Origin of the sequence: Vibrio frigidus (genome assembly GCF_042465995.1) — a bacterium.
Lineage (GTDB): Bacteria > Pseudomonadota > Gammaproteobacteria > Enterobacterales > Vibrionaceae > Vibrio.
Map to the genome: position 1 here is coordinate 83,647 of NZ_JBCDMC010000004.1, position 23,530 is coordinate 107,176.

Sequence of the window (23,530 nt, forward strand, 5' to 3'; positions counted from 1 at the left end):
CTCCTTTTGGGCTATATTCCTTTACGACTCACTCAAAAGTGAGGATCTAACTTGATTTGGAGCTAGTCAGCAAATAGAGTGCGGTGCATAATATTAGATATTGCTATGAAACACTTAGAGGTAGATTTGTCTCATTTTAGTCAAGCCATCGATGAACTTGTTAATCAGGTCGCCAACGCTAAAGAGCAAGACATAAGAATTGCTCAACCTTTGACGTGCGCACCAAGTGCAGCATGTATTGATTGGCTTGAGGTTCAGCCTCATTTTCCTAAATTTTACTGGCAGTCACGCGATACCCGTGAAGAGGTTGTTGCACTAGGAAAAGTGCACACTTTTTCTGAGCCTGCACCAGCCTATACAATTTTGGGCGAGAATCAGCGTATCTGGGGTGGAAAGTCTTTTGACAACCTACCAGAAAAAGACGGTAGCGGTCTTTCGGCGTATTTCTTTCTCCCACAAATTGAACTGGTTAGATTTGATGACAACTGGTCGCTTTGCGTGAATTTAGCGGATGATAAAGATGCGATTATCGCTGCGTTAACGATGTTATCTGCTGAGGTAACGCCATTATTACCTATCTCGTCACAAATCCAATCTATCGTTCATGTTCCTTGCGAGCAAAAATGGCGTTGTCAGATCGAAGACGTTTTAGAAAGGATTGAGCGGAACCAATTTAAAAAAGTTGTTTTAGCGAGAAAAAGCCTTATTAAACTCGATAGGTTTATTTCTGCAGCGCAGCTACTAAAATCAAGTTGGGCACAGAATAAAAACAGTTTTCATTTCTTATTCGCATTAAATGACAAGCAAGCTTTTATCGGCTCCACTCCTGAAAGGCTATATAGCCGCAACGGACAGGAGCTAGAAACGGAAGCATTAGCAGGGACTATTGGACGTGGCGACAATGCTCAACAAGATCTGGAGTTTGCTAACTGGCTGACGCATGACAAGAAAAACATTGTAGAAAACCAATATGTTGTGGATGATATTGTGGATAGGTTAACACCATTCACGGATGATATAGAGTTGCAAAATAATGCAAAGTTGATACGCCTTAGAAAGGTGCAGCACTTAAAACGTGAGATCCATGCCCACCTTAAAAAAGGAATAAATGGTGTGCAGTTGCTCGCAGCATTACAACCAACAGCGGCCGTTGCTGGATTACCAAGGGAAGAGGCGATTAACTACATTCAAGAGAATGAACCTTTTTCTCGTGGATGGTACAGCGGCTCTATGGGGTATATCAGCCACCAAAAGGCAGAATTTTGTGTCGCGATAAGAAGTGCACTGGTCAGTGGTGATGAACTGCATCTGTTTTCTGGGGCTGGCATTGTTAAAGGTTCTCAAGCCGATGTGGAGTGGTTAGAACTCGACAAAAAAATGGCAACCTTGTTGAGTTTATTGGAAGAAAATAAACCTGTGGGAGTCGCTCTATGAGTCAAAATACGTTAAGTCGCCAAACAGATCAGGCCGTGCTTAATCGTATATGGTCTGAAGTGATGTTAGAAGAGCTGGTTAGACTAGGTGTACATCATGTTTGTATCGCCCCCGGCTCCCGTTCTACTCCGCTTACCTTAGAAGCCGATAGCAACCCAGAACTCACCATTCATACTCATTTTGACGAACGTGGTTTAGGTTTTCTTGCTTTAGGTATGGCAAAAGCAAGTCTGTCTCCTGTCGCTATCATCGTCACTTCAGGCACGGCTGTCGCGAATCTATTGCCAGCTATTGCAGAAGCTAAGCTCACGGGTGAGAAGCTGGTGGTATTAACCGCTGATCGACCACCAGAGTTGATCGATTGTGGTGCTAACCAAGCGATAAATCAGGTTGGTATCTACTCGAGTCATGTAAATGGCAGCCTTAATTTGCCAAGTCCAACTGAAAACATACCGATTACTTGGTTGCTCTCATCTGTCGATAATCTGATGCATCAGCAGAAGCGCACCGGTGGTGCAGTTCACATCAATTGCCCATTTCCAGAGCCTTTGTATTCTGATGTAGGCAAGTCTATTTACGATGACTATTTACTGAGTGTAGATGCTTGGAAAAGCAAGGATACGCCTTACACTCGACAGATTCGAAGGGATGGTCGTGATATCAATGATATGATTTCACTGCAAACGCACAAGGGCTTAGTCGTAATCGGTAATGTTGATGTTGCCGATGCAGAGAAAGCAAAGGCATTAGCTATTGCCTTAGGTTGGCCAGTATTGTGCGACCCTCAATCAGGTTTATCGAGTGAATGGCAGCATTATGATCTCTGGTTACGAACAACGAATGGTAAAACCAAGCTTGAACAATGCGATCTTATTCTGCAGTTTGGGTCTAGGTTAGTATCCAAAACGTTAAACGAATTTATTAAGAAGCAGTGTACTCATTATGCTGCTAAATATTATCTGATCGATAATGAAGAAACTCGATCAAATCCTGACCATTTACCCCAAACACATATCTGCTCTTGCATTGTCGCGTGGGTGAATGAACAGTTGTTGCTTAAGTTACCGTTAATCAGCCGTCATAAATCGTGGGCAGATGAGTTGAAGTTGTGCGCCTCACAAGCAAAAAATCTAGCGCTTGAATGTGATGAATTTTCTGAGTTGGGTGTTGCTATCGCGATTCCTAAAATAGTAGGTAAGAAAGATTTATTTATTGGTAACAGCTTAGTTGTAAGGTTGTTGGATATGGTCACCGCTCTGCTTGGAAACCGAGCCTATACTAACCGAGGTGCATCGGGTATCGATGGATTGGTAGCCACGGCGGCAGGAGTTCAGCGAATCAATAAAGAAGCGATGCTGGCGTTATTGGGCGACACCTCACTGCTTTATGACCTCAACTCACTTTCATTATTTAGCCATACAATAGAGCCAATTATTATTTTGGTGACCAATAACGATGGTGGCGCTATATTTGATCTCTTGCCGGTGCCACAGGAAAAGAAAACGGCATTATACCAAATGCCTCATGGCTATCGATTCAAATACGCAGCCAAACAGTTTGGCCTTAAATATCTCGATCCAGATAATATGAATGAGCTGATTGGTGTAGCAACGGAACACCTTGACTCAGGTAAAGGCGCATTGCTCATTGAGATGCGTACACCTTCAGGACAAGCCTCTGATGATATTAAAAATTTAATACAAAGAATCCATGCTGCACATTAGCCAATTTCAAGAGCCGAGCACCAATAGCGAGCAACCTGTTTTGGTTTTTCTGCATGGTTTACTTGGCAATGGGAGTGATTGGCAGGAGGTGATTAATCGCCTTGATCAATACCCGTGTTTGGCGGTAGACCTTCCTTGCCATGGTTATAGTTGCAATAGGCATCCTGTCAGTTTTTCTCATACTTGCCAGTTAATATTTAACACAATTTTGTCTCAAGTAGGATCAAATAGGTCCATTATCATTGTTGGTTACTCTTTAGGGGCAAGACTGGCCATGTTTGGATTAGCCAATGGCACTTTTGATGGGCTAAATATCGTTGGTTATTTTCTCGAAGGAGGTAATTTTGGACTTATTGATGAGAATGAACGGCAACAACGTCGGATTAATGATAGGCGCTGGGCAGAAAGGTTTAAGTGTGAACCAATTGAACAAGTTTTAAGCGATTGGTACCAGCAAGCGGTATTTAGTTCTCTAAATCGCGAGCAAAGAGATGAACTGATAGCGAGAAGAGCGCACAATAAAGGGAGCGCGATTGCAGAAATGTTAGTTACTACGTCCCTAGGCAATCAACCTTACCTGTTGGATAAAATAGTGCGCATTGGTAAGCCTGTTCACTACATATGTGGTGAAAAAGACATGAAGTTTTTTGAATTAGCCAAGCAAAGTAAGCTATCTTTTACTTCAATAAAAGAGGCAGGGCATAATGTTCATAAGGAACAACCTGAAGAATTTGCACAGTTAATTCGAACCAAACTTATACAGCTAGAGCAGACGCTTTAGCAAGATCAACAAAATAAATTGGACCAAAACATGGCAAGAACAATTGGAATGACAGAAGAAGAACTTTACGCACCAGTAACTTGGGCTGATTGTAGTTCTGAGTATGAAGATATTCATTATCATAAATCCGCTGATGGTATCGCTAAGATCACTATCGCACGCCCTCAGGTTCGTAACGCTTTTCGCCCTCAAACCGTTAATGAAATGATGAAAGCATTAGCCGACGCTCGCTATGACGAGAAGGTTGGTGTCATCGTTCTTACTGGTTTAGGTGAAGATGCTTTCTGTTCAGGTGGTGACCAAAAAATTCGTGGTGACTACGGTGGTTACAGAGACGAAGAAGGTACACATCACCTCAATGTTCTTGATTTTCAACGTCAAATTCGTACTTGTCCTAAGCCAGTCATCGCCGCGGTTGCCGGTTATGCTGTTGGCGGTGGTCATGTACTGCACATGATGTGTGATTTAACGATTGCGGCTGAGAATGCTCAATTTGGTCAAACAGGCCCTAAAGTCGGTTCTTTTGATGGAGGCTGGGGTGCGTCTTATATGGCTCGCATTGTTGGTCAGAAAAAAGCTCGTGAAATCTGGTTCCTTTGCCGTTTTTACGATGCACAAGAAGCATTGGACATGGGCCTAGTTAACACAGTAGTACCTGTGGTCGAACTTGAAAAAGAGACCGTTCGTTGGTGTCGTGAAGTTCTACAACATAGCCCAATGGCTCTACGCTGTTTGAAAGCAGCGTTAAATGCAGACTGTGATGGTCAAGCGGGACTTCAAGAGCTAGCAGGTAATGCGACGATGATGTTCTACATGACAGAAGAAGGGCAGGAAGGGCGTAACTCGTTTAATGAAAAACGCCGTCCAGACTTTTCTAAATTCCCAAGAAACCCATAATCTCGTTTTTTAACCGCGCTTTACGTCGCTTAGTTTTTGAATTGAAAATTAGGCGACATAAAGGCGTTCATTACACTCGTTTTCATTATGAGTAGATTTTAGATTGCAAACTTTTTCAATGTCACCATACCGAGGCCTTCATGCGTCAAGCTAAACTATATAAATACCAACTCCCGATGGACAGTGGAGTGATTCTCCGAGACAGCAAGCTGACAGAAAGAGTCGGGTGGATAGCCGAGCTCTCAGAGCAAGGCAAAACGGTATATGGTGAAATTGCACCACTGGTCGGTTTCAGTAAAGAAACCACCGAACAGGCAGGTATTCAGGCTCAGGCGCAACTAGAGCTTTGGGTTAACGGCAATGCATTTGCTTATGATGAACTATGTCCTTCTGTGGCGAGTGGGTTGTCCTTTGCTGAGATCGAACTTGCTAGCGAGTTACCAATGGCGGGTAATTATGACAGTGCGCCTTTATGCACGGGTGATCCCGATGCAATGTTACCAATTTTAGATGCGCTTCCATTAGATAAAAAAGTGACCAAGATTAAAGTAGGGCTCTATGAGCCTATCCGTGATGGAATGTTGGTTAACCTATTTTTGGAGTCAATTCCCGACCTTAGAGTTCGTTTAGATGCGAACCGTGCTTGGACGCCAGAAAAGGCAGAAAAATTTGCTTCTTATATTAATTCGTCCCGCCGCCATCGCATAGAGTTTGTGGAGGAACCATGCAAAGAGCCGGGTCAGAGTTTTACCTTTGCTATTAAAACGGGCATTGCAATTGCGTGGGACGAAACGTTACAGGACGCCGTTTCAGAGCCTGATTTTGATTTAGGAAAACTGACGGGTGCGAAGGTTATTATTGTTAAGCCGACGTTAATTGGTTCTGTTTATCGTTGCCAGTCGCTTATTGAAGATGCCAATCGTCATGGAATAAAGGTCGTGATCAGTTCGAGTTTAGAATCGAGTTTGGGTCTAAATCAACTTGCTAGACTTGCGCAATGGCTTACACCAGAGTCTGTGCCCGGCCTAGATACAATTAAACTATTTGGGGCTCAACTTGAAGTGAAATGGCCACAATGTGACCTTCCTATTATTCCATTAAGCGAACAACAAATTGTTTGGCAAAGTAAGTAATAAGATTAAAGACTTTGGGAACGGGCTTTAATGAATAACCAATTGGAAAATAGCGTACAAAATTGGTTATCACGATGGTCTGAAAGGGAGCCTGACAAGTGCGCGTTGGTTTTTGAAAACAATACGTACTCATGGGCTCATCTCCGCTCCTTGCTAAACGGAGTAACGGTTTCGCTGCGTGGCCAAAATATCGGTCAAGGTGATGTGGTTGCTCTTGTTTCTAAGAACAGCATGGAACTGGTACTTGCCTACTTGGCTTGTATTCATCTGGGTGCGCTTCCTGCACTTATCGCACCGAGTACGAATACACCACTGGTACAAAAGCTTGATACGTTAGGTTGTAACCATGTCTGGTTTGGCAAAGGGACCAACAAACTTGTCGATAAAGCATCGCTCAGTGCGCTCTACTCGTTTCTACCGATATCTATCGGATGTTGCGTAGAGTCAGACTCAGCAACCCCTGCAAATGTTCACCCAGACAACCTTGTCAGCATTGTATTTACCTCCGGTTCTACAGGGGCACCTAAAGCTGTTGCACACACGAACAAACAACATGAAGCTTCCGCGCATGGGTTGTTGGCTCGCTTTGGTTTTAAGCCCAACGATACGTGGTTACTGAGCTTACCGATGTACCATGTATCAGGTTTAGCCATTATCTGGCGATGGTTAACGGTGGGTGCTTGCCTAAAAATAGGTGGGGGAAAGGATCTTTTTACCGATCTTCAGGGGGCAACTCATGCCTCCCTTGTTCCTACACAACTCAAACGTTTAATTGACAGCGGAAAGCGGATCACTCTTTCTCGAGTGTTATTGGGCGGAAGCCACATCCCATTGGCGCTAGCACAAGAAGCGAATCGTCGAGGAATAGATACCTGGCTAGGTTATGGTATGACTGAATCAGCTTCTACCGTAATGGCTAAGCAAGTGGATGAACACCTAGGTGTGGGTTACTTGTTACCTAATCGGCTTCTCAAAGTGGAAAAACAACGAATATATGTCGGTGGAGAAACGCTGGCTTCAGGGTATTTTTATCGAGGTAAATTAACCCCAATTGTTAATAATGATTGGTTTGATAGTAAAGATTTGGGCGAATGGGAAGGGGATCAATTACGAATCCTCGGGCGTGTTGATAACTTATTTATCTCAGGTGGCGAAAATATCCATTGTGAAGAGATCGAATTTGTCTTAACCCAACATGCAAAGATCAACAATGCGGTGGTACTTCCAGTACAAGATCAAGAGTATGGAGCAAGACCAGTCGCCATTATTCAATGCGAGCATGCTTTAGAGAAAAAAGAAGTCGAGCAGTTTTTGTCACAGCGACTAGAAAAATTCAAATGGCCTGTTGAATATATCGCTATGCCCGAAACTCTATTAGAAGGGCCATCGATCAAACTGTCTAGGGCAAAGGTAAAGGCGTGGTTTATAAGCTCTCAAGTGAGCAGGAAAAAAGCCATTTAACGAACCAATTGGTTATGTCTTAGTCCAAAACTGAATTTTGTTTTCTTATAAGAAAGCTCAATAATAACCATATTAGTTATTAGAGAGCTTTTATAATGAAGATTGTGTTGATTACCACAGCGGTGCTGTTAATTGCGACCGCACTATTTAGCCAAGGCGTCGTTAAGTCTTTAGCTGAGTTGGGTGCCTTTTTGACTATTGTAGGTTATCTGTATTCACGCCAGCGTCAACCAAGCAAGTGATAAGCTTGAAACCATTACCCATAAGAAAACACCAAACAATAGAGGCTTAGCACCTGCCGCTTTCAGTTTTTCCAGAGAAATACTTGAACCGATAAGAAACAAGCAGACCACCAATGCTTGCTTTGCAATAGCAAAAATTCCTCCGTATATAACCTCAAACTGTGGTAAGTAATCGCTTATCAATATTGCCGCACAATAAAACAAAATAAAAAAAGGGATGCTTATTTTATTGCTGCCATTCTTAAACAACATGGCACTAATAAATGCGACGGGGACAATCCAAAGTGCTCGTGCGAGTTTTAAAGTAGTGGCCGTTTTTAAGGCTTCTTCGCCATAAGCGGAAGCAGCACCGACCACCGAAGAGGTATCATGAATTGCGATAGCCGCCCAGGTACCAAATGTATGCTGATCTAGATTAAGCGCGTGTCCGATTAAAGGGAATACAAATAGCGCAACAGAATTCAGAACAAAGACAACCGCCAAGGCCAAGCCTGTTTGTTCATCAGAGGCCCTAATAGCAGGAGAAACAGCCGCTATAGCGCTACCACCACAGATAGAAGTGCCGGCAGAGATCAGATACGCGCCTTCCTTATTTAAACCTATCTGTTTTGCGACCAAGGTACCTATGATTAATGTACCAAAAATGGAAACAACGATAAGGCCGATACCCTCTCCAGTCACCGCAAGCGCTTCTTGAAAATGAATACCAAAACCTAACCCCACAATAGAGTAAGCCAGTAACTTTTTGGTTATCTTACTGACAGGTAAGTCTTGGGGTACAAAGCCCAAACTCGATAGCACAAACCCTATAACCAAAGCGGTAGGTGAAGAAACCCAAGGTGTTAAGCACATTGCTGCTGCGATGAAAAAAAGGAGTTTTTTACTGTTCATTGTTGCTGCCGTATTACGTAAAAGTCACGATGATCATAACGTGATATTTACGTTTAGTATGTCTTAATTTACTTAACAAACCGTTAAGTTTAATTAAACGAAAATGCTCTCTAAACCAAAGTACTGTTTAGATGAAAAGTGTCATTTTGGCAAAAATGGCCTTCAGGCTAAAAAGCTATCTGTAGCTTCCTCGTAACTTTTGCACCTGTTCACGCATATATTCCGAGTTGGCGTCTTCTGGCGAAACAGGCCTTCCTGCTTCTATCTCTAGCTTTGCCCTAAACCGATTAGGGAAGCCTTTAAAGGCTCGTCCTTTATGTCGGCTAAAATAACTTCCCCACATACCTTTTAAAGCCAAAGGAATGACGGGGACAGGTGAGCGGTTAATGATGATATCGATGCCACGCATAAAGGGTTGAATTTCACCATCTCCAGTTAATCGACCTTCTGGGAAAATACAGACAATCTCACCATCTGACAGTGCTTGTTCAACCTCTTTGAACGCTTTGCGAATCGATCTGCTGTTCGCCGCTGAAACGGGGATAACGCCAGCACGAAATAAAAAGCGCCGAAGTGGTTTAAGATTAGCGTAATCTTCTTCCATTACAAATCGTATTAAACGAGGGCAGACGGCACTCAACAACAATGCATCCATATAACTTACATGGTTACAGACCAATAAAGCACCTCCGTTTTTAGGCAGATGATGCAAGTTAGTATGCTTTACCCGGTAGATAATATGGGTAACTATCCATACAACAAATCGAACCGCGTACACAGGAACCTGTGTAAAAAGGTATAGCACTACGACAAAGTTAATGACAGAAAGAAAGATGAAGAATTCAGGAATAGGCATCTCTAGAATGCCGAGCAATACGATACCAAGTATGGCGCTACCAACCATGAAAAGCGCATTGTAGATATTGTTTGCGGCGATAACCTGCGAGCATTCTGTTTTTTTCGCTCTTAATTGCATCACGGTATAAAGTGGCACTATAAATAGCCCACCAGAGATACCTAACAGAGCCAAATAAATAAAGGTTGGCCAAAGTTCTCTGTAACCAACAAAGTCTGCGAAAGAGGTAAGTGACGGTAGATTATCGGGTACCGAGTAAGCCATCAAAATACCAAACAAAGTAATGCCCATACTTCCAACAGGGACGAGCCCATACTCTATTCGGTTTTTAGACAACTTATCACATAGTTGTGAACCTATGGCGATACCGACGGAAAACAGAGCAAGAAGGAAAGACACCGCACTTTCACTGCCGTGAAGAGAGATTTGGGTAAAGTTTGGAAATTGAGTAAGGTAACTGGCGCCTAAAAACCAAAACCAACTGATCGCTAAAATGGACTTGTGCGTCACACTATCTTTTTTTGCAATGCTTAATGTGTGTTTTGTCTGCTTTATCGGCTGCCAACGTATCTTTGCCGTTGGATTAGCGGCGGGTGTTGTTGGGATAAATCGACTCGCGATATAACCAATTATAGAGAAAAGCATTACCGAAAGAGCGGCGACATGGGTAGCATTATCGCTTGAGGCAATAATACCTGCGGCTAAGGTGCCCAAAAGAATAGCAAGAAAGGTACCGGTTTCAACCAAAGCATTGCCAGTTAAAAGCTCTTCGCTTTTCAGGTGTTGTGGCAATAATGCATATTTAACCGGGCCAAAGAATGCAGACTGGGTACCCATAAGAAAGAGCAATAGAAGCAACACCTCATAGCTTTGAGTAATAAAGCCGATAGCGCCCAAAGTCATAATGCCAATTTCTGCCAACTTAACTTTTCGTATAAACCAATCTTTATCATATTTGTCAGCTAATTCACCTGCGGTTGCCGAGAACAAAAAGAAAGGAAGAATAAACAGTCCCGCAGCAATATTTATAAAAAGGCTTGAAGAAATTGAGAGGGTGCCACTCGCGGTGAAAGCGACCAATATGAGTAAGACATTTTTAAAAATATTATCATTGAATGCACCAAAGAATTGGGTAATAAAATAGGGTAAAAAACGTCTTTGAGTCAGCAATGAACTGCTGCTTGTTGGAGAGGGGTTTAGCTCAGACATGCAAAACCTTATTCATTTTTATGCCAATTCTGTAAATAGTTGGAAAGCAGGTTTTTAATCAGTGCTTTACCGTCGATAGGGGATGACGTGAAAAACTTATCATCTACACTCAACACGGTGATGCCATGAACGCCTGCCCATAAGACACGACTGGCCTCTACAATCTCGTATTCAGACTTGGTCGGAGACAGAATAGCGATCAATTTTTCTAACATACTCGTCATATTATCGATGCGTTCTGTCTGCCAATCGGGTAGGTTTTCACCATTCATCGTATGTTGGAATATTAGTTGCCAGCGGTAGGGATTTTGTTGAGCGAAGTCATGGTAACAATACGCGAGATTATACAGTGCTTCTTCAGTGCTGTTTGAGCTCTCAAGTGCAGTGGAAGCTTCTATTCGCAGTTCGTCAACCGTTTGAGCGACAACCTGTAATAGCAATAAATTATAGTTGCCGAATATATTGACAAGAGTACTGGGTACATAACCAATTTGAGTAGCAATTTTTCTCAGACTAAGATTATGATGGGGCTGATCCGCCAAGAACTCCTTTACCTTCTGTAAAGTTAATTCTACCAATTCTTCGCGAGTGTGATCGTTTCTGCGTGCCATACTTTTTTGTGCCATTCCCATTTATGTAACTAAATAAGATCTATAAAATGAACATTGTTCATTATTCTATGTGGAGCCCCAAAAAGGTCAAGAACAATGCGTGCTATTTTGTCGTAATGTGGGCTTTGCAATATTTCGATACACACAAGCTTGCACAAAGGATATAAATGTAAGGGATATCCATATATCATGCGGTAATATAAAGTTAAATTTTTATAATATTTAATCCAATAAAAAGAGTTTCGTGAGACAAACAAAAGGGAAAAAATGAAACGTATCTTAGCTATGGTCGCACTCATCATGTTTACAGTGACCACGTCACCGATTGCCGAAGCCAAACGATTTGGTGGTGGTAAGTCTTTTGGTAAGATGTTCAAGACAGCACCCGCGACAAACAAGGGTCAGACCAACACGAGTTCTGTTAAAAAAGATCAGACACAGAATCCAGCCGGTAGCAAACGAGGTTTAATGGGTGGTTTGATGGGCGGGCTTCTTGCCGGCGGTTTATTAGCGGCATTTTTTGGTGGCGCATTTGAAGGTATCCAGTTTATGGATATCCTTATCATAGGATTAGTGGCGTTCTTTGCCTTTAAGTTTTTACGTGCCATGTTGGGTGCAAAGGCTGGAAGCATGAATCAGCAAGCGTACTCAGGCGCGGGAAATCACTACCAAAAAGAACAGCCTACTCATCAAAGCTTTGAACAAGCTCAACCTGCGACGGGGTTTGGGTCTGCAGGGCACAGCGATGTTCCTCATAATTACCCACCAGGATTCGATCAGGTGGCGTTTATTAATGGGTCTCGTGAACATTACCGCATTCTTCAAGGTGCATGGAATCATAATGAATTGAATACAATTGAAGAGTACGTGTCTTCAAGTTTGTTTGATGATTTGAAGTCGGAGAGAGCAAAACTTGAGGGTGATCAGCATACGGATGTTATGTATGTTGATGCGGAAATTGTTCGTGCAAATTACGATGCGTCTAAAGCGCAGCTTAGCCTTCAGTTCAGTGGTCGATATCGGGATTCAGTAGAAGCGATTGAAGAAGATATCACGGATATTTGGCACCTAGAACGCGATCTAACCGTAGATAATGCACCATGGCTTATCGTCGGTATACAAGCGTAAAGTAACTTTATACCAATTTTACTAACTAATGTATTTGGTATTACCGCCAGTGACAAAAAAAGAAACCCCCGAAGATTATCTTTGGGGGTTTTTATTTGCAGCGAGTACTACGCTTTTTCAGCTTGAATGATTTTTTCAGCTTGATCAGCTTGGTCAGCCTGAATCGCGGTTAGTGCGATGGTGTAAACGATGTCGTCTACTAGAGCACCACGAGACAAATCATTGACTGGTTTACGCATACCTTGAAGCATTGGACCAATAGACACTAGGTCAGCAGAACGCTGTACAGCTTTATACGTTGTGTTACCAGTATTGAGGTCTGGGAATACAAATACAGTTGCTTTACCTGCTACTGGAGAATTTGGCGCTTTAGAAGCGGCGACATTTTCCATAATTGCAGCGTCATACTGAAGTGGACCATCAATAACGAGGTCAGGACGTTTCGCCTGAGCCAGTTTAGTCGCTTCACGAACTTTATCTACATCTGCGCCTTTGCCAGATTCACCCGTTGAGTATGAAATCATAGCAACGCGAGGGTCAATACCAAATGCTCTAGCAGAATCAGCAGACTGAATCGCAATTTCAGCCAGTTGCTCAGCGGTAGGATCTGGGTTAATCGCACAGTCACCATAAACCAATACCTGATCAGGTAGCAGCATAAAGAATACGGAAGATACGATAGAAGCATCTGGTGCCGTTTTGATTATCTGGAATGGCGGAACAATAGTGTTCGCTGTTGTGTGTACAGCGCCAGATACAAGGCCATCAACTTCGTTGTTCTCTAGCATCATCGTGCCCAAGAATACAGAGTCTTCCAGTTTTGCACGAGCAACCACTTCGGTCATGCCTTTCTTAGAACGCAATTCTACAAGACGAGCAACGTATTTTTCGCGTACAGCGTCTGTGTCGATAATCTCAACACCGGCACCAAGTTCTACACCTTGTTGTTCAGCAACGTGGCGGATCTCTTTAGGGTTACCAAGAAGTACGCAAGTTGCGATGCCACGTTCGGCACAAATAGCGGCCGCTTTTACGGTACGTGGTTCATCACCTTCAGGAAGAACGATACGTTTGGCTGCGCGGCGTGCAAACTCTGTCAGCTGATAACGGAATGCTGGTGGACTTAGGCGACGAATACCCTGAGTACCTTCAGTCAACGAATCAATCCAAGGTCCATCAATGTGGCTTGCAACGTGATCATTAACAAATTCAATACGATCTTTATCATCTGCTGGTACTTCTAAGCTAAAGCTTTGTAGGTTCAGCGATGTTTGCCATGTATTACCTTGTGCTTTAAAAATTGGCAGACCAGTATCAAATGCCCGTCGACAAAGCTTAACAATTTGTTCTGGTAGGTCATAGCCGCCAGTCAATAGTAAAGCACCAATCTCAACGCCATTCATTGCAGCAAGTGCAGCCGCAACGATAACATCGGGTCTATCGGCAGACGTGACGAGTAATGAACCCGGTTTAAAGTGCTCAATCATATGTGGAACTGAACGGGCACAGAAAGTAATGCTCTTGATACGACGGTTGTACATATCACCTTCGTGTACGATCTCAGCATCAAGATGTTTCGCCATATCGATAGCACGAGTGGCAATAAGATCAATGCTCCAAGGAACGCAACCTAAAACACGAATTGGGCTGGTGCTTATGATCTCCATCGTTTTGATGTTTGCTTGCTTAGCCGCATCTGCTTCATCAAAAATTTCTGAAAGATCAGGGCGAGTTCGGCCTGCATCATCGACAGGGGCATTAAGTTTATTAACGATAACACCAGAGATACTCTTGTTCTTCGTACCACCAAAGTTAGAAACCGCCAGTTCAATACGCTCTCTAAGTTGAGACGCATTGTATGTGCCTGGAGTGGCAACAAATACAATCTCTGCACCCAGTGTTTTTGCAACTTCTTGGTTTACTTGGTTTGCAAATGGGTGCTTGCGAGTCGGAACTAACCCTTCAATCAAGATAACATCAGCGTCACTTAAATCATTGTAACGACCAACGATCGTTTCAAGTAATTCGTCCATCTTTTCGTTACCGATAAGAGACTCAGCCTCATGCATCGGGATCGGTTGAGACGTTTTGACATTGCTGTTTGCGTTGATAATAGATGACGTTAGATCGGGTTGGTTACCACCGTGACGTGGTTGAGCAATCGGCTTAAAGAACGCAACATTTACACCTTTACGCTCCATTGTGCGGATGACACCTAAGCTAACACTGGTAAGACCTACTCCAGCGCTAATAGGTACAAGCATAATAGTACGGGACATTCGTAGAATACCTCTGATTTTAAGAGAAAAGGCTCAGCAATTATCTATCATTATAGCGAGTAACGCATTCGGTCGATATTTTCTGAGGCCCAGATCAAAACTGGCTAACGTTTGTTAGCCAGTTTTATTTTTTAAAGACCTGCTAGTCGCGCAGTGTCTTCAGCAATAATCAACTCTTCATTTGTAGAGATGACCATCGCAGGAATACGGCTTTCTTCAGTAGTGATAACCCCTTCGCCGCCAAAGCGTGCTTTAAGGTTTTTCTCGCTATCTACTTCAATACCAAATACACCTAAACGGTTTAGGACGAGTTCACGTATTGGGCTAGAGTTTTCGCCTATGCCACCAGTAAAGACGATTGCGTCTAAACGACCATCAAGTGTTGCAGTGTAACCTGCAATGTATTTTGCTAAACGGTGACAGAACACACCCATGGCGCGTGCAGCATCTGCTTTTTCTAAATAGTTGTCTTCAACATAGCGGCAGTCAGACGTCACTTGTGTTAGACCTTGTAGGCCAGACTCTTTCGTTAGCATCGTATTGATTTTATCTAAAGAGTAACCAAGTGTGTCATGTAAGTGGAAAATGATCGCAGGGTCGATATCACCACAGCGTGTGCCCATTACAAGGCCTTCAAGAGGAGTAAGCCCCATAGACGTGTCTACTGACTTACCATCTTTAATTGCACATACAGATGCGCCGTTGCCTAGGTGACAGTTGATAATGTTAAGTTCACTGGCTGGCTTGCCTAGACGCTCTGCAGCTTCGCGAGCGATATATAGGTGTGATGTGCCGTGCATACCGTAACGACGGATACTGTGTTCTGTATAAAGGTCATAAGGCAATGCATATAGAAATGCTTCTTCAGGCATTGTCTGGTGGTAAGCCGTATCGAATACGACGGACATTGGTAGTGTTGGGAATGCTTTCTGAGCCGCTTTAATACCTACGATTGCCGCAGGGTTATGAAGAGGAGCAAGTGCTGAACAGTCTTCAATACCTTGGGTAACTGAATCGTCAACCAATACAGATTTCGTAAACTTCTCACCACCATGAACAACACGATGGCCGATAGCACCTAAAGCGTCAGAAAGTTCTGGTTTAGAAGCAAGAATAGTGTCTACGATAAATGAAAGTGCTTCATCGTGTGCTGCACAATCGCCAAGTTGAGCTTCGTGCTTACCGTCTAACTTCCATTTGATACGAGCGTCTGGAAGGTGAAGGCATTCTGCAAGGCCGGTTAGATGCTCGTTACCATTATCGGCATCAACGATAGCAAATTTAAGAGAAGAACTACCGCAGTTTAAAACTAAAACTAGCTTAGACATGAGTGACTACCTGTTAATCATCTGAAAATATCAGTTTGGTTGAAAAATAATCTCAAGGATAGCGGACTCGTCTGGTCATGCACTATCTTTGGTCAAAAAAACGTCATTATCCATAAATAAAGACACGATCAAACTTCTGTGACCATGCGAGCATTCCTTGCTTTGCAACGTCATAAATTTGCCTATTTTGTAAATTAGAGCAACAATGACATTGAGGGTGCGCAAAGGATAGCGATAATAGCCTAAGATAACAAAAAAAATTCGAGCAATTTTTAATTTTAGTCAATGTTTTTACAAATTATGTTGAATAATTCAAATATTTTTTAGCGCGAGGTCGAAATGAATACGAAACCTGGACTAATCCATAGCCTAAGAAGCGGGCAAAAGTATATGGATATCTGGCCGATGCGAAAGGAGTTATCGCCCATTTTTCCAGAACACCGCATTATTAAAGCGACTCGCTTTGGTATTAAAGTGATGCCGGCGGTGGCGATGATCAGCCTACTTATGCAATTGAGCTTTCAAAACATGCAAGCAATGCCACAGGCCGTTGTTGTCGCACTATTTGCAATCAGTTTGCCTTTGCAAGGTATATGGTGGTTAGGTAATCGCTCCAATACCAAACTTCCACCGGCCCTTGCTGGATGGTATCGCGAGCTTCATCAAAAAATACAAGAATCGGGATTCGCATTAGAGCCTGCCAAGGCTAAGCCCCGTTATAAAGAACTTGCCGTACTTTTAAATCGTGCATTTAGGCAACTGGACAAGACAGCGCTTGAGCGTTGGTTTTAAACATCGAGTAGCGCGGCGCGGTTTAAAATATAGACAAGTCTTCTTTTCGAAGCTCGAGCGCGTCGCTTCTCAACCCCCTCATTTCTATTAATTAGCTCAATAAATAAAAACTCTTCTTCCATTCCTGCCTTGTAACTGGTAAAAATGTTTACGTAGCGTAAAGAAATACGTACAAGTTAAAAAATAAAAAAATTCAAGTACGACATTGAAACAAATAAATTGCTAATCAAGGAGTTAAGATGAAGGCAAGTCAAATTATTGCTACTGCGGTTATTGCCGGAGCAGCACTACTCGCTTCTACAGGCGTTATTGCGAAAACAGCTAGAATTGCTGTTTCTCAAATTGTTGAGCATCCAGCATTGGATGCCACTCGCCAGGGTCTTTTGGATGGACTAAAAGCGAAAGGGTATGAAGAAGGAAAAAATCTCGAGTTTGATTTTAAAACGGCGCAGGGTAATCCAGCTATCGCAGTTCAAATCGCTCGTCAATTTGTTGGTGACCGTCCGGATGTATTAGTCGGTATTGCGACGCCGTCGGCTCAAGCGCTTGCAGCGGCAACGCGTGATCTTCCCATCGTGTTTACAGCGGTGACGGATCCGGTTGGGGCTAAACTCGTAAGCAACGAAGAAAAACCAGGTAAAAACATTACTGGGCTTTCTGACCTGTCTCCAATTGCACAGCACGTAGCGTTAATCAAAGAATTGCTTCCAAATGCAAAAACAGTTGGTGTGGTCTATAACCCCGGTGAATCTAACTCTGTAAGCTTAATGAAATTGCTAAAAGAAAGTCTAGAGGCAAATGGACTAGAGCTGATAGAAGCAACAGCACTTAAGAGTGCAGACGTGCAGAGTGCTACTCAAGCTATCTCGGCTAAATCGGATGTTCTCTATGCGATGATTGATAATACAGTAGCAAGTGCTATTGAAGGCATGACGATTGCGGCTAATCAAGCGAACACACCAGTATTTGGCGCAACAACAACCTATATTGAAGGTGGTGCTTTCGCAGCGCTAGGCTTCGATTATTACCAAATTGGTGTGCAAACGGCGGATTATGTCGTTGCTATTCTTGAAGGTGCTAATCCGGGTGACCTTCCAGTGAAAGTGGCAAAAGGTTCTGACCTTATCGTGAATAAAACAGCAGCGGATAAACTTGGTATTACGATTCCACAGTCTGTTCTAGACCGCGCGACGGAAATTAAGTAAACCCTACCACAGCACGTTTGTGATGTTGTGAAGATTAAGAAATACCTCTCGGCCAATCAATGCAAGGTTGGTCGAGAGTTTTTATACTGACGAAGAACGATAACGTTAGTGTAAGCAGAGAAGGAGTATGTATGTCTGCTTTTGCATTTTTTGGAGCACTAGAAATAGGGCTTATTTATGGTCTCGTTGCTTTAGGCGTTTATCTGACGTTTAGGGTACTAGACTTTCCTGATCTTACTGTGGATGGTAGTTTCCCTATGGGGGCTGCTGTGGCCGCGACAGGTATTGTTGCAGGATTAGACCCTTGGCTTTCTACATTTTTAGCCGTCATTGCGGCAAGTGCAACAGGGTGGGTGACGGCATTTTTAGCTGTACGTTGTGGTATTTTGCATCTGCTAGCCTCAATATTGACCATGATTGCAGCCTTCTCCATCAATATTCGAATAATGGGCCGACCAAACATCGCGCTTTTAGGTTCGGATACTATTTTGACGCCATTCGAAGCATATGGGGACTCGATGTATATTCGACCCCTATTGGTTGGCACCTTGGTTCTTTTATCCGCTTGGTTTGTGGTTCGTCTTTTAAACAGTGATTTTGGCTTGGGGCTACGCGCAACCGGTGTGAATGCTCGTATGGTTAAAGCTCAGGGCGGAAGCACGGCTTTCTATACCTATTTCTGTTTAGCGTTATCAAACGGCTTTGTGGGGTTCGCAGGCGCGTTATTTGCCCAAACCAACAGCTTTGCTGATGTAACCTCGGGTACGGGGACGATTGTTGTCGGTTTAGCGGCCGTTATTCTTGGGCAGACACTTATCCCGGGAAGAAAGATCTGGATAGCGGTCACTGCGGTAATTATTGGTTCAGTTTTGTATCGACTTGCCGTCGCATTTGCGTTGAGTTCAGGCATGTTTGGTTTGCAAGCTTCTGACTTGAATTTAGTCACGGCAGTATTGGTCGCAGCGGCGTTGATCGCACCAAAAGTGAAAGGAAATCTAAAGGCAAAAAAGGCGCTAACGCCAACTGAGGGCGTTGCAGCACCTAAGCCAGACAAAGAATCAGGAGATGTTGCATGATTCATTTAGAAGATATTCAGGTTACCTTTAATCCTGGAACTGTTTTAGAAAACAAAGCGTTGAGAAGTGTCTCAGTTCAAGTGCCAGAACACCAGTTTTTGACGGTAATTGGCTCAAACGGTGCAGGAAAGTCTACCTTGCTCGGTGCCGTTACGGGTGAAACGCCTATGGTTGGCGGAAAGGTTCGTATCGATGATCTAGACGTGACTCGTCAATCCGTTGACCAACGTGCCAGCCAATGCGCGCGCGTATTTCAGGATCCACTTGCAGGTACCTGCGGTGACCTTACGATTGAAGAAAACATGGCTCTGGCTTATATGCGAGGAAAGCGCAGAGGTTGGCATCATTCAATATCGTCTAAGCGTAGAAAAATATTCCAAGAACGCATCAGTATTTTAGGCCTAGGCCTAGAAGACAGGTTAAGCGATAACATCGGTTTGCTTTCTGGAGGGCAGCGTCAAGCGGTTAGCCTTGTGATGGCAACCCTTTCTGATAGCAAGCTATTGTTGCTCGATGAGCACACCGCGGCATTAGATCCAAGAATGGCGGCATTTGTTCTCGACCTAACCAAAAAGGTAGTGAAAGAATTTAACCTAACCGTCATGATGGTTACGCACTCAATGAAAGATGCATTAGCCTGTGGAGACAGAACTATTATGCTTCACCAAGGCAAGATTGTATTGGATGTTGAAGGCAATCAAAGGGCGAACATGGCGGTACCAGATTTATTGGAGATGTTCTCTAAAGTGCGCGGAGAAGAGTTAACGGATGACAGTTTATTATTGAGCTGACTACGCCCTTTCTCTCACCCCTAAAAATGTGATCCCCCTTCTTCTGAAGGGGGATTTTTCAATACAGTTAATGGTCTAGACTGGCATCAAATCTCCAATGCTGAGTCAGACTATGAATCGCCCTTATTTATGCCACGTTCAAACGACGGACGGGTTGCTCTTCAAAAACGGATCACCGTTCAAAAATAGTGTACTGGTTGTTACCCTAAAAACAGAAGATCTTCCATTCGACAAGGTTCAGGTTCGTCACGAACCGGATAACGAAGAGTCTCTGGTTGAAATGAAGCCGGTGGGAAAAGAGGGGCGTTTGGTCTTATGGCAAGCCTCTATTCCAACCAACAGCGACCGAGATACGACCCACTATGTATTCAAGTTAATCTTGGGTAACCATCAATTTTGGCTGGATGCAAGAGGGGTTCAAGCCCGAATTCCAAGTAAAGAGTACCACTTCAAATATAACGTGAACCATCAACCCCCTGAGTGGGTCTCCGAACAAATATTTTATCAAATATTCCCCGACCGTTTTTACAACGGTAACCCGGAGATAAGCGTAAAAAGCGGTGAGTATCAAATCCGAGGTGGGACGGTAGATGTGGTCGCGAAAGTGTGGGGCAGTGAGATTGGGCGTTATCAGCGCGCTTCTAGCGTTGAGTTTTATGGTGGCGACTTACAGGGAATAAAAGACAAACTGGATTACCTGCAAGATCTTGGGGTGACCTCGCTTTATCTCAATCCAATATTTCAATCAAATAGTAACCACAAATACGACACGACAGATTATCTAAACGTCGATCCTCATCTGGGAACCAATCAAGACTTTGCCGATTTAAGTAAGGATGTTCATAACCGGGGTTTGAAAATCGTCCTAGATGCGGTATTCAATCACACATCTGAAGAACACCCTTGGTTTGATAAAAATGGTAAGTACGACGCAGGTGCTTACCACAACGTTGATTCCCCGTATCGACATTTTTATCTATTTGAGGGTGAAACAACAAACTACCTTGGTTGGAACGGGGTGGCGACCCTACCAGTATTGAACTTCGAAAATGAAGAGGTCAGAAGCTATATCTATCAATCTGAACAGTCGGTAATTAAGCATTGGTTGCGCGCACCTTATGCGATAGATGGTTGGCGATTTGATGTGATCCATATGCTTGGTGAAGGGGATGGCGCAAAGAACAATGAATACTACGTGCGTCAGTTTCGTGAAGCAGCAAAATCTGTCTCTTCAGAGACCTACGTGTTAGGCGAGCATTTCTTTGAGGCAACGCAGTGGCTTCAAGGGGACCAAGAAGATGGATCGATGAACTACTTTGGCTTTGCTCACCCTATACGAGCCTTACTTGCCGGATTAGATATCACCTACGACCCTATTTCATTGACGCCGTCAGGTTTTGCGCATTGGGTAACAGAGGCGAACGCGAAGATACCTTGGGCCAATCAGCTTACGCAGCTCAATCAGCTGGACAGCCATGACACGACACGTTTTTTAACCATGTTGGAGGGTGACGAACAAAAGATGCGGATGGCAGCGGTTATGCTACTGACATTTGTTGGGACGCCATGCTTGTATTATGGAACAGAAGTGGGTTTGGAAGGTGAGCTTGATCCAGATAATCGTCGTTGTTTTCCATGGGAACGCGTCGCGACGTCTAGCTGGTTGCCATTCTATAAAGGTCTGATTAACGCTCGTAAAGAGAACATCGAGTGGCAGAAAGGCGCATTTGAGATACTAAGCGATTCGGATGAGCATATCGTTTATGCTCGCAAACTTGGTGCAGAGATATCCATTATCGTTCTTAGCTTTGCCGACAATGAGTGCAGGATACCCGCTTGGAAATTGGGTATCGAAAACGCCAAAGCACAATGTTATTTTGACGATAACTCGCACGAGATTAAACACGGCGAGTTTACGCTGTCTATGACACAGTGGCAGTGTGAAATAATAAAGGTGTCGTTGCTAACCTAATTCAGATTGGTACTTTTCGATACAAGAAATGATAGGAGAGGCAGTCTTAAAGGTTCTCACTTCTCTAAATAAGGTATCGGCTTGGTCATATTCATTGCGAAGATAACTAAGCCATTGTTTAACCCTATTTGGATAGTAAAGGCCTTTGTCGCCCTTCATTTCATATTGAGAATATTTGAGTAGCAGCATCACCACTTCTTCCCATGACATTGGTTGATGATTGAATTTAACCACGTTGCCTAGATTGGGAATGTTAAACGCACCACGACATACCATCAGTGAATCTATACCGGTCGTTTCAATACAATCTTGACCGTCTTGATAGTTCCAGATCTCACCGTTAGCGATGATAGGGATCGTGCTTCGTTCTTTGACTTGCTTAATATAGTCCCATTTTATCTCACTGGCCTTATAGCCACCCATTTTGGTACGGGCGTGAATGGTTACTTCGTTTGCGCCTGCTTGTTCAATAGCATCAACAATTTCAAAGCAATCCTCTGGGTTTTCCCAACCAAGCCGAATTTTGGCACTGACAGAAATGGTATTCGATACTGACTCGCGACACGCCTTCACTATTTTATAGATCTGTTCTGGATCTTTGAGAAGTGCTGCGCCGCCTCTGCTTCGATTGACTAATCTAGCAGGGCAACCAAAATTTAGGTCAATGCCTCTTGCGCCCAAGCTTTCAGCTTGAACAGCATTTTCTGCCATCCAATTGGGTTCTTGGCCAAGTAATTGGATATGGATTGGTGTGCCAGATTTTGTCGATGAATCGGTTTCTAGTTCTGGGCACAAGCGAGTAAATACGTGTTCAGGCAATTTTCGATTAATAACACGAACAAACTCCGTAACGCAGAGATCATAGTCATTGATATCTGTCAGCATTTCTCGCATTAAATGGTCTAGTACGCCCTCCATAGGGCCCAGAATTACACGCATATATCCAATTTACCGATAATAAATGAGCCGGCATTCTATCTGGTATTCACCCATACATCTACATAATCTATATACGGGTTTATCACGACTGCACCTTATTAATTTCGTCATTTTCAGATACTCTTACGCAACGAAAACAAACCATGAAAAATTGTTATGAAAACCATCGAACTACCGAAAGATTGGCAAGGCGAATCTTGTTATTTTCTAGAGGGTGCTATTTTAGCGTCTAATTTGACCGTGAAACCATTAGAACCTGAACACTGGTGCGGTGCTGTCGGCGTAGAGCAAGAAGAATCAGATAACCTCTTAGTCCCCCATATTAATGCTCAACATAATGTCTTACGCAGAAGTGAATACTCACTGTCGGAATTAACAGCAGAGCAACTTGCTGACTTGTCGGAAGGTTTTATGGCGGTATGGCCAATCGTAGAAGCGCAATACCAAGAGGTGGAGATATTAGACAGTACACTACGCATGCTGCAAGCGTTGCTAACGACGTTCATGCTAGCGATAGATGAAGAGCAAACCCAACAGCAGATGAAGGCATCAGGCATAGAACAGCCACCCAAATTGCAGGATCTATTGCCTCAACTCGACATCATGATAACCGAAGTCGCTTTGGCCGCGGATGAACTGATGGTGGGTCAAAAAGGACAGAGTGTAAATCCTTACAAAGGAATAGGGCGAAATGATCCTTGCCCATGTGGGAGTGGCAAAAAATTTAAGCAGTGTTGTTGTAAGTAAGGCTGTACGCTTGTTATCTTCAAAACCTTCGACA

The 23,530-nt window shown here is 43.5% G+C and carries 20 protein-coding genes; 14 read left to right on the forward strand and 6 right to left on the reverse strand.

The genetic code is table 11. The features are described from left to right. Nucleotides 1-126 precede the first annotated feature (126 nt). The 7 genes from AACW90_RS08020 to AACW90_RS08050 all read left to right on the forward strand — a co-directional run bounded on the left by AACW90_RS08020 (nt 127) and on the right by AACW90_RS08050 (nt 7,672). Nucleotides 127-1,434: an isochorismate synthase gene (locus AACW90_RS08020; protein WP_390233539.1), complete on the forward strand. Its 1,308-nt coding sequence runs from the start codon at nt 127-129 to the stop codon at nt 1,432-1,434. After that, the gene (menD, locus tag AACW90_RS08025) at nt 1,431-3,158 is read left to right on the forward strand and encodes a 2-succinyl-5-enolpyruvyl-6-hydroxy-3-cyclohexene-1-carboxylic-acid synthase (protein ID WP_390233013.1); all 1,728 of its coding nucleotides are present in this window, start codon (nt 1,431-1,433) and stop codon (nt 3,156-3,158) included. The genes AACW90_RS08020 and menD overlap by 4 nt, the downstream gene beginning before the upstream one ends. Continuing rightward, nucleotides 3,145-3,939 carry a 2-succinyl-6-hydroxy-2,4-cyclohexadiene-1-carboxylate synthase gene (gene menH / locus AACW90_RS08030; protein ID WP_390233015.1) on the forward strand — a complete coding sequence of 265 codons (795 nt, stop codon included), beginning with the start codon at nt 3,145-3,147 and terminating at the stop codon, nt 3,937-3,939. The genes menD and menH overlap by 14 nt, the downstream gene beginning before the upstream one ends. 30 nt (nt 3,940-3,969) lie before the next feature. Next, on the forward strand, nt 3,970-4,836 hold the full coding sequence (gene menB / locus AACW90_RS08035; RefSeq protein WP_275135936.1) for a 1,4-dihydroxy-2-naphthoyl-CoA synthase: 867 nt from the start codon (nt 3,970-3,972) through the stop codon (nt 4,834-4,836). 140 nt (nt 4,837-4,976) lie between these two features. Then, a complete protein-coding gene (gene menC, locus AACW90_RS08040; protein WP_390233018.1) occupies nt 4,977-5,969 on the forward strand; it encodes an o-succinylbenzoate synthase in 993 nt (330 codons plus the stop codon). Nucleotides 5,970-5,999: 30 nt separating this feature from the next. Then, nucleotides 6,000-7,430, forward strand: a complete 1,431-nt coding sequence (gene menE / locus AACW90_RS08045; RefSeq protein WP_390233020.1) for an o-succinylbenzoate--CoA ligase — start codon at nt 6,000-6,002, stop codon at nt 7,428-7,430. Between the two features lie 95 nt (nt 7,431-7,525). Then, nucleotides 7,526-7,672 carry a hypothetical protein gene (locus AACW90_RS08050; RefSeq protein WP_390233022.1) on the forward strand — a complete coding sequence of 49 codons (147 nt, stop codon included), beginning with the start codon at nt 7,526-7,528 and terminating at the stop codon, nt 7,670-7,672. On the opposite strand, the gene AACW90_RS08055 is transcribed toward AACW90_RS08050, so the two are convergent. The 3 genes from AACW90_RS08055 to AACW90_RS08065 form a co-directional block, all read right to left on the reverse strand. After that, the gene (locus AACW90_RS08055; protein WP_390233024.1) at nt 7,646-8,563 is read right to left on the reverse strand and encodes a YeiH family protein; all 918 of its coding nucleotides are present in this window, start codon (nt 8,561-8,563) and stop codon (nt 7,646-7,648) included. The two genes, AACW90_RS08050 and AACW90_RS08055, sit on opposite strands and share 27 nt — an antisense overlap. A gap of 175 nt (nt 8,564-8,738) precedes the next feature. Then, nucleotides 8,739-10,628: an MFS transporter gene (locus tag AACW90_RS08060; RefSeq protein ID WP_390233025.1), complete on the reverse strand. Its 1,890-nt coding sequence runs from the start codon at nt 10,626-10,628 to the stop codon at nt 8,739-8,741. An 8-nt stretch (nt 10,629-10,636) separates the two neighbouring features. Further along, nucleotides 10,637-11,239 carry a TetR/AcrR family transcriptional regulator gene (locus AACW90_RS08065; protein ID WP_390233027.1) on the reverse strand — a complete coding sequence of 201 codons (603 nt, stop codon included), beginning with the start codon at nt 11,237-11,239 and terminating at the stop codon, nt 10,637-10,639. A gap of 267 nt (nt 11,240-11,506) precedes the next feature. On the opposite strand from AACW90_RS08065, the gene AACW90_RS08070 reads away from it, so the two are divergent. Further along, entirely contained in the window at nt 11,507-12,367 is an 861-nt protein-coding gene (locus tag AACW90_RS08070) for a Tim44 domain-containing protein (protein ID WP_390233029.1), read from the forward strand. A 107-nt stretch (nt 12,368-12,474) separates the two neighbouring features. On the opposite strand, the gene pta is transcribed toward AACW90_RS08070, so the two are convergent. Further along, the gene (gene pta, locus AACW90_RS08075; protein WP_390233031.1) at nt 12,475-14,646 is read right to left on the reverse strand and encodes a phosphate acetyltransferase; all 2,172 of its coding nucleotides are present in this window, start codon (nt 14,644-14,646) and stop codon (nt 12,475-12,477) included. 131 nt (nt 14,647-14,777) lie between these two features. Then, the gene (locus AACW90_RS08080; RefSeq protein ID WP_390233033.1) at nt 14,778-15,974 is read right to left on the reverse strand and encodes an acetate kinase; all 1,197 of its coding nucleotides are present in this window, start codon (nt 15,972-15,974) and stop codon (nt 14,778-14,780) included. A 339-nt stretch (nt 15,975-16,313) separates the two neighbouring features. Between AACW90_RS08080 and yfbV the strand changes: the two genes are divergently transcribed. The 5 genes from yfbV (at nt 16,314) to malZ (ending at nt 21,810) form a co-directional block, all read left to right on the forward strand. Beyond that, nucleotides 16,314-16,766, forward strand: coding sequence for a terminus macrodomain insulation protein YfbV (gene yfbV / locus AACW90_RS08085; protein WP_390233035.1), 453 nt, complete (start codon nt 16,314-16,316; stop codon nt 16,764-16,766). Between the two features lie 239 nt (nt 16,767-17,005). Then, complete coding sequence (locus AACW90_RS08090; RefSeq protein ID WP_390233036.1) at nt 17,006-17,971, forward strand: ABC transporter substrate-binding protein; 966 nt, start codon at nt 17,006-17,008, stop codon at nt 17,969-17,971. Nucleotides 17,972-18,102: 131 nt separating this feature from the next. Then, nucleotides 18,103-19,047, forward strand: a complete 945-nt coding sequence (locus AACW90_RS08095) for an ABC transporter permease (protein ID WP_390233038.1) — start codon at nt 18,103-18,105, stop codon at nt 19,045-19,047. After that, nucleotides 19,044-19,838 carry an ABC transporter ATP-binding protein gene (locus AACW90_RS08100; RefSeq protein WP_390233040.1) on the forward strand — a complete coding sequence of 265 codons (795 nt, stop codon included), beginning with the start codon at nt 19,044-19,046 and terminating at the stop codon, nt 19,836-19,838. The genes AACW90_RS08095 and AACW90_RS08100 overlap by 4 nt, the downstream gene beginning before the upstream one ends. A gap of 112 nt (nt 19,839-19,950) precedes the next feature. Then, nucleotides 19,951-21,810 carry a maltodextrin glucosidase gene (gene malZ, locus AACW90_RS08105; protein WP_390233042.1) on the forward strand — a complete coding sequence of 620 codons (1,860 nt, stop codon included), beginning with the start codon at nt 19,951-19,953 and terminating at the stop codon, nt 21,808-21,810. Here the strand turns inward: malZ and dusC are convergent. Then, nucleotides 21,802-22,749 carry a tRNA dihydrouridine(16) synthase DusC gene (gene dusC, locus AACW90_RS08110; protein ID WP_390233044.1) on the reverse strand — a complete coding sequence of 316 codons (948 nt, stop codon included), beginning with the start codon at nt 22,747-22,749 and terminating at the stop codon, nt 21,802-21,804. The genes malZ and dusC overlap by 9 nt on opposite strands. Before the next feature lie 150 nt (nt 22,750-22,899). Here dusC and AACW90_RS08115 point away from each other — a divergent pair, with 150 nt between their 5' ends. Next, nucleotides 22,900-23,496: an SEC-C metal-binding domain-containing protein gene (locus tag AACW90_RS08115; protein ID WP_390233542.1), complete on the forward strand. Its 597-nt coding sequence runs from the start codon at nt 22,900-22,902 to the stop codon at nt 23,494-23,496. Nucleotides 23,497-23,530: the final 34 nt, after the last annotated feature.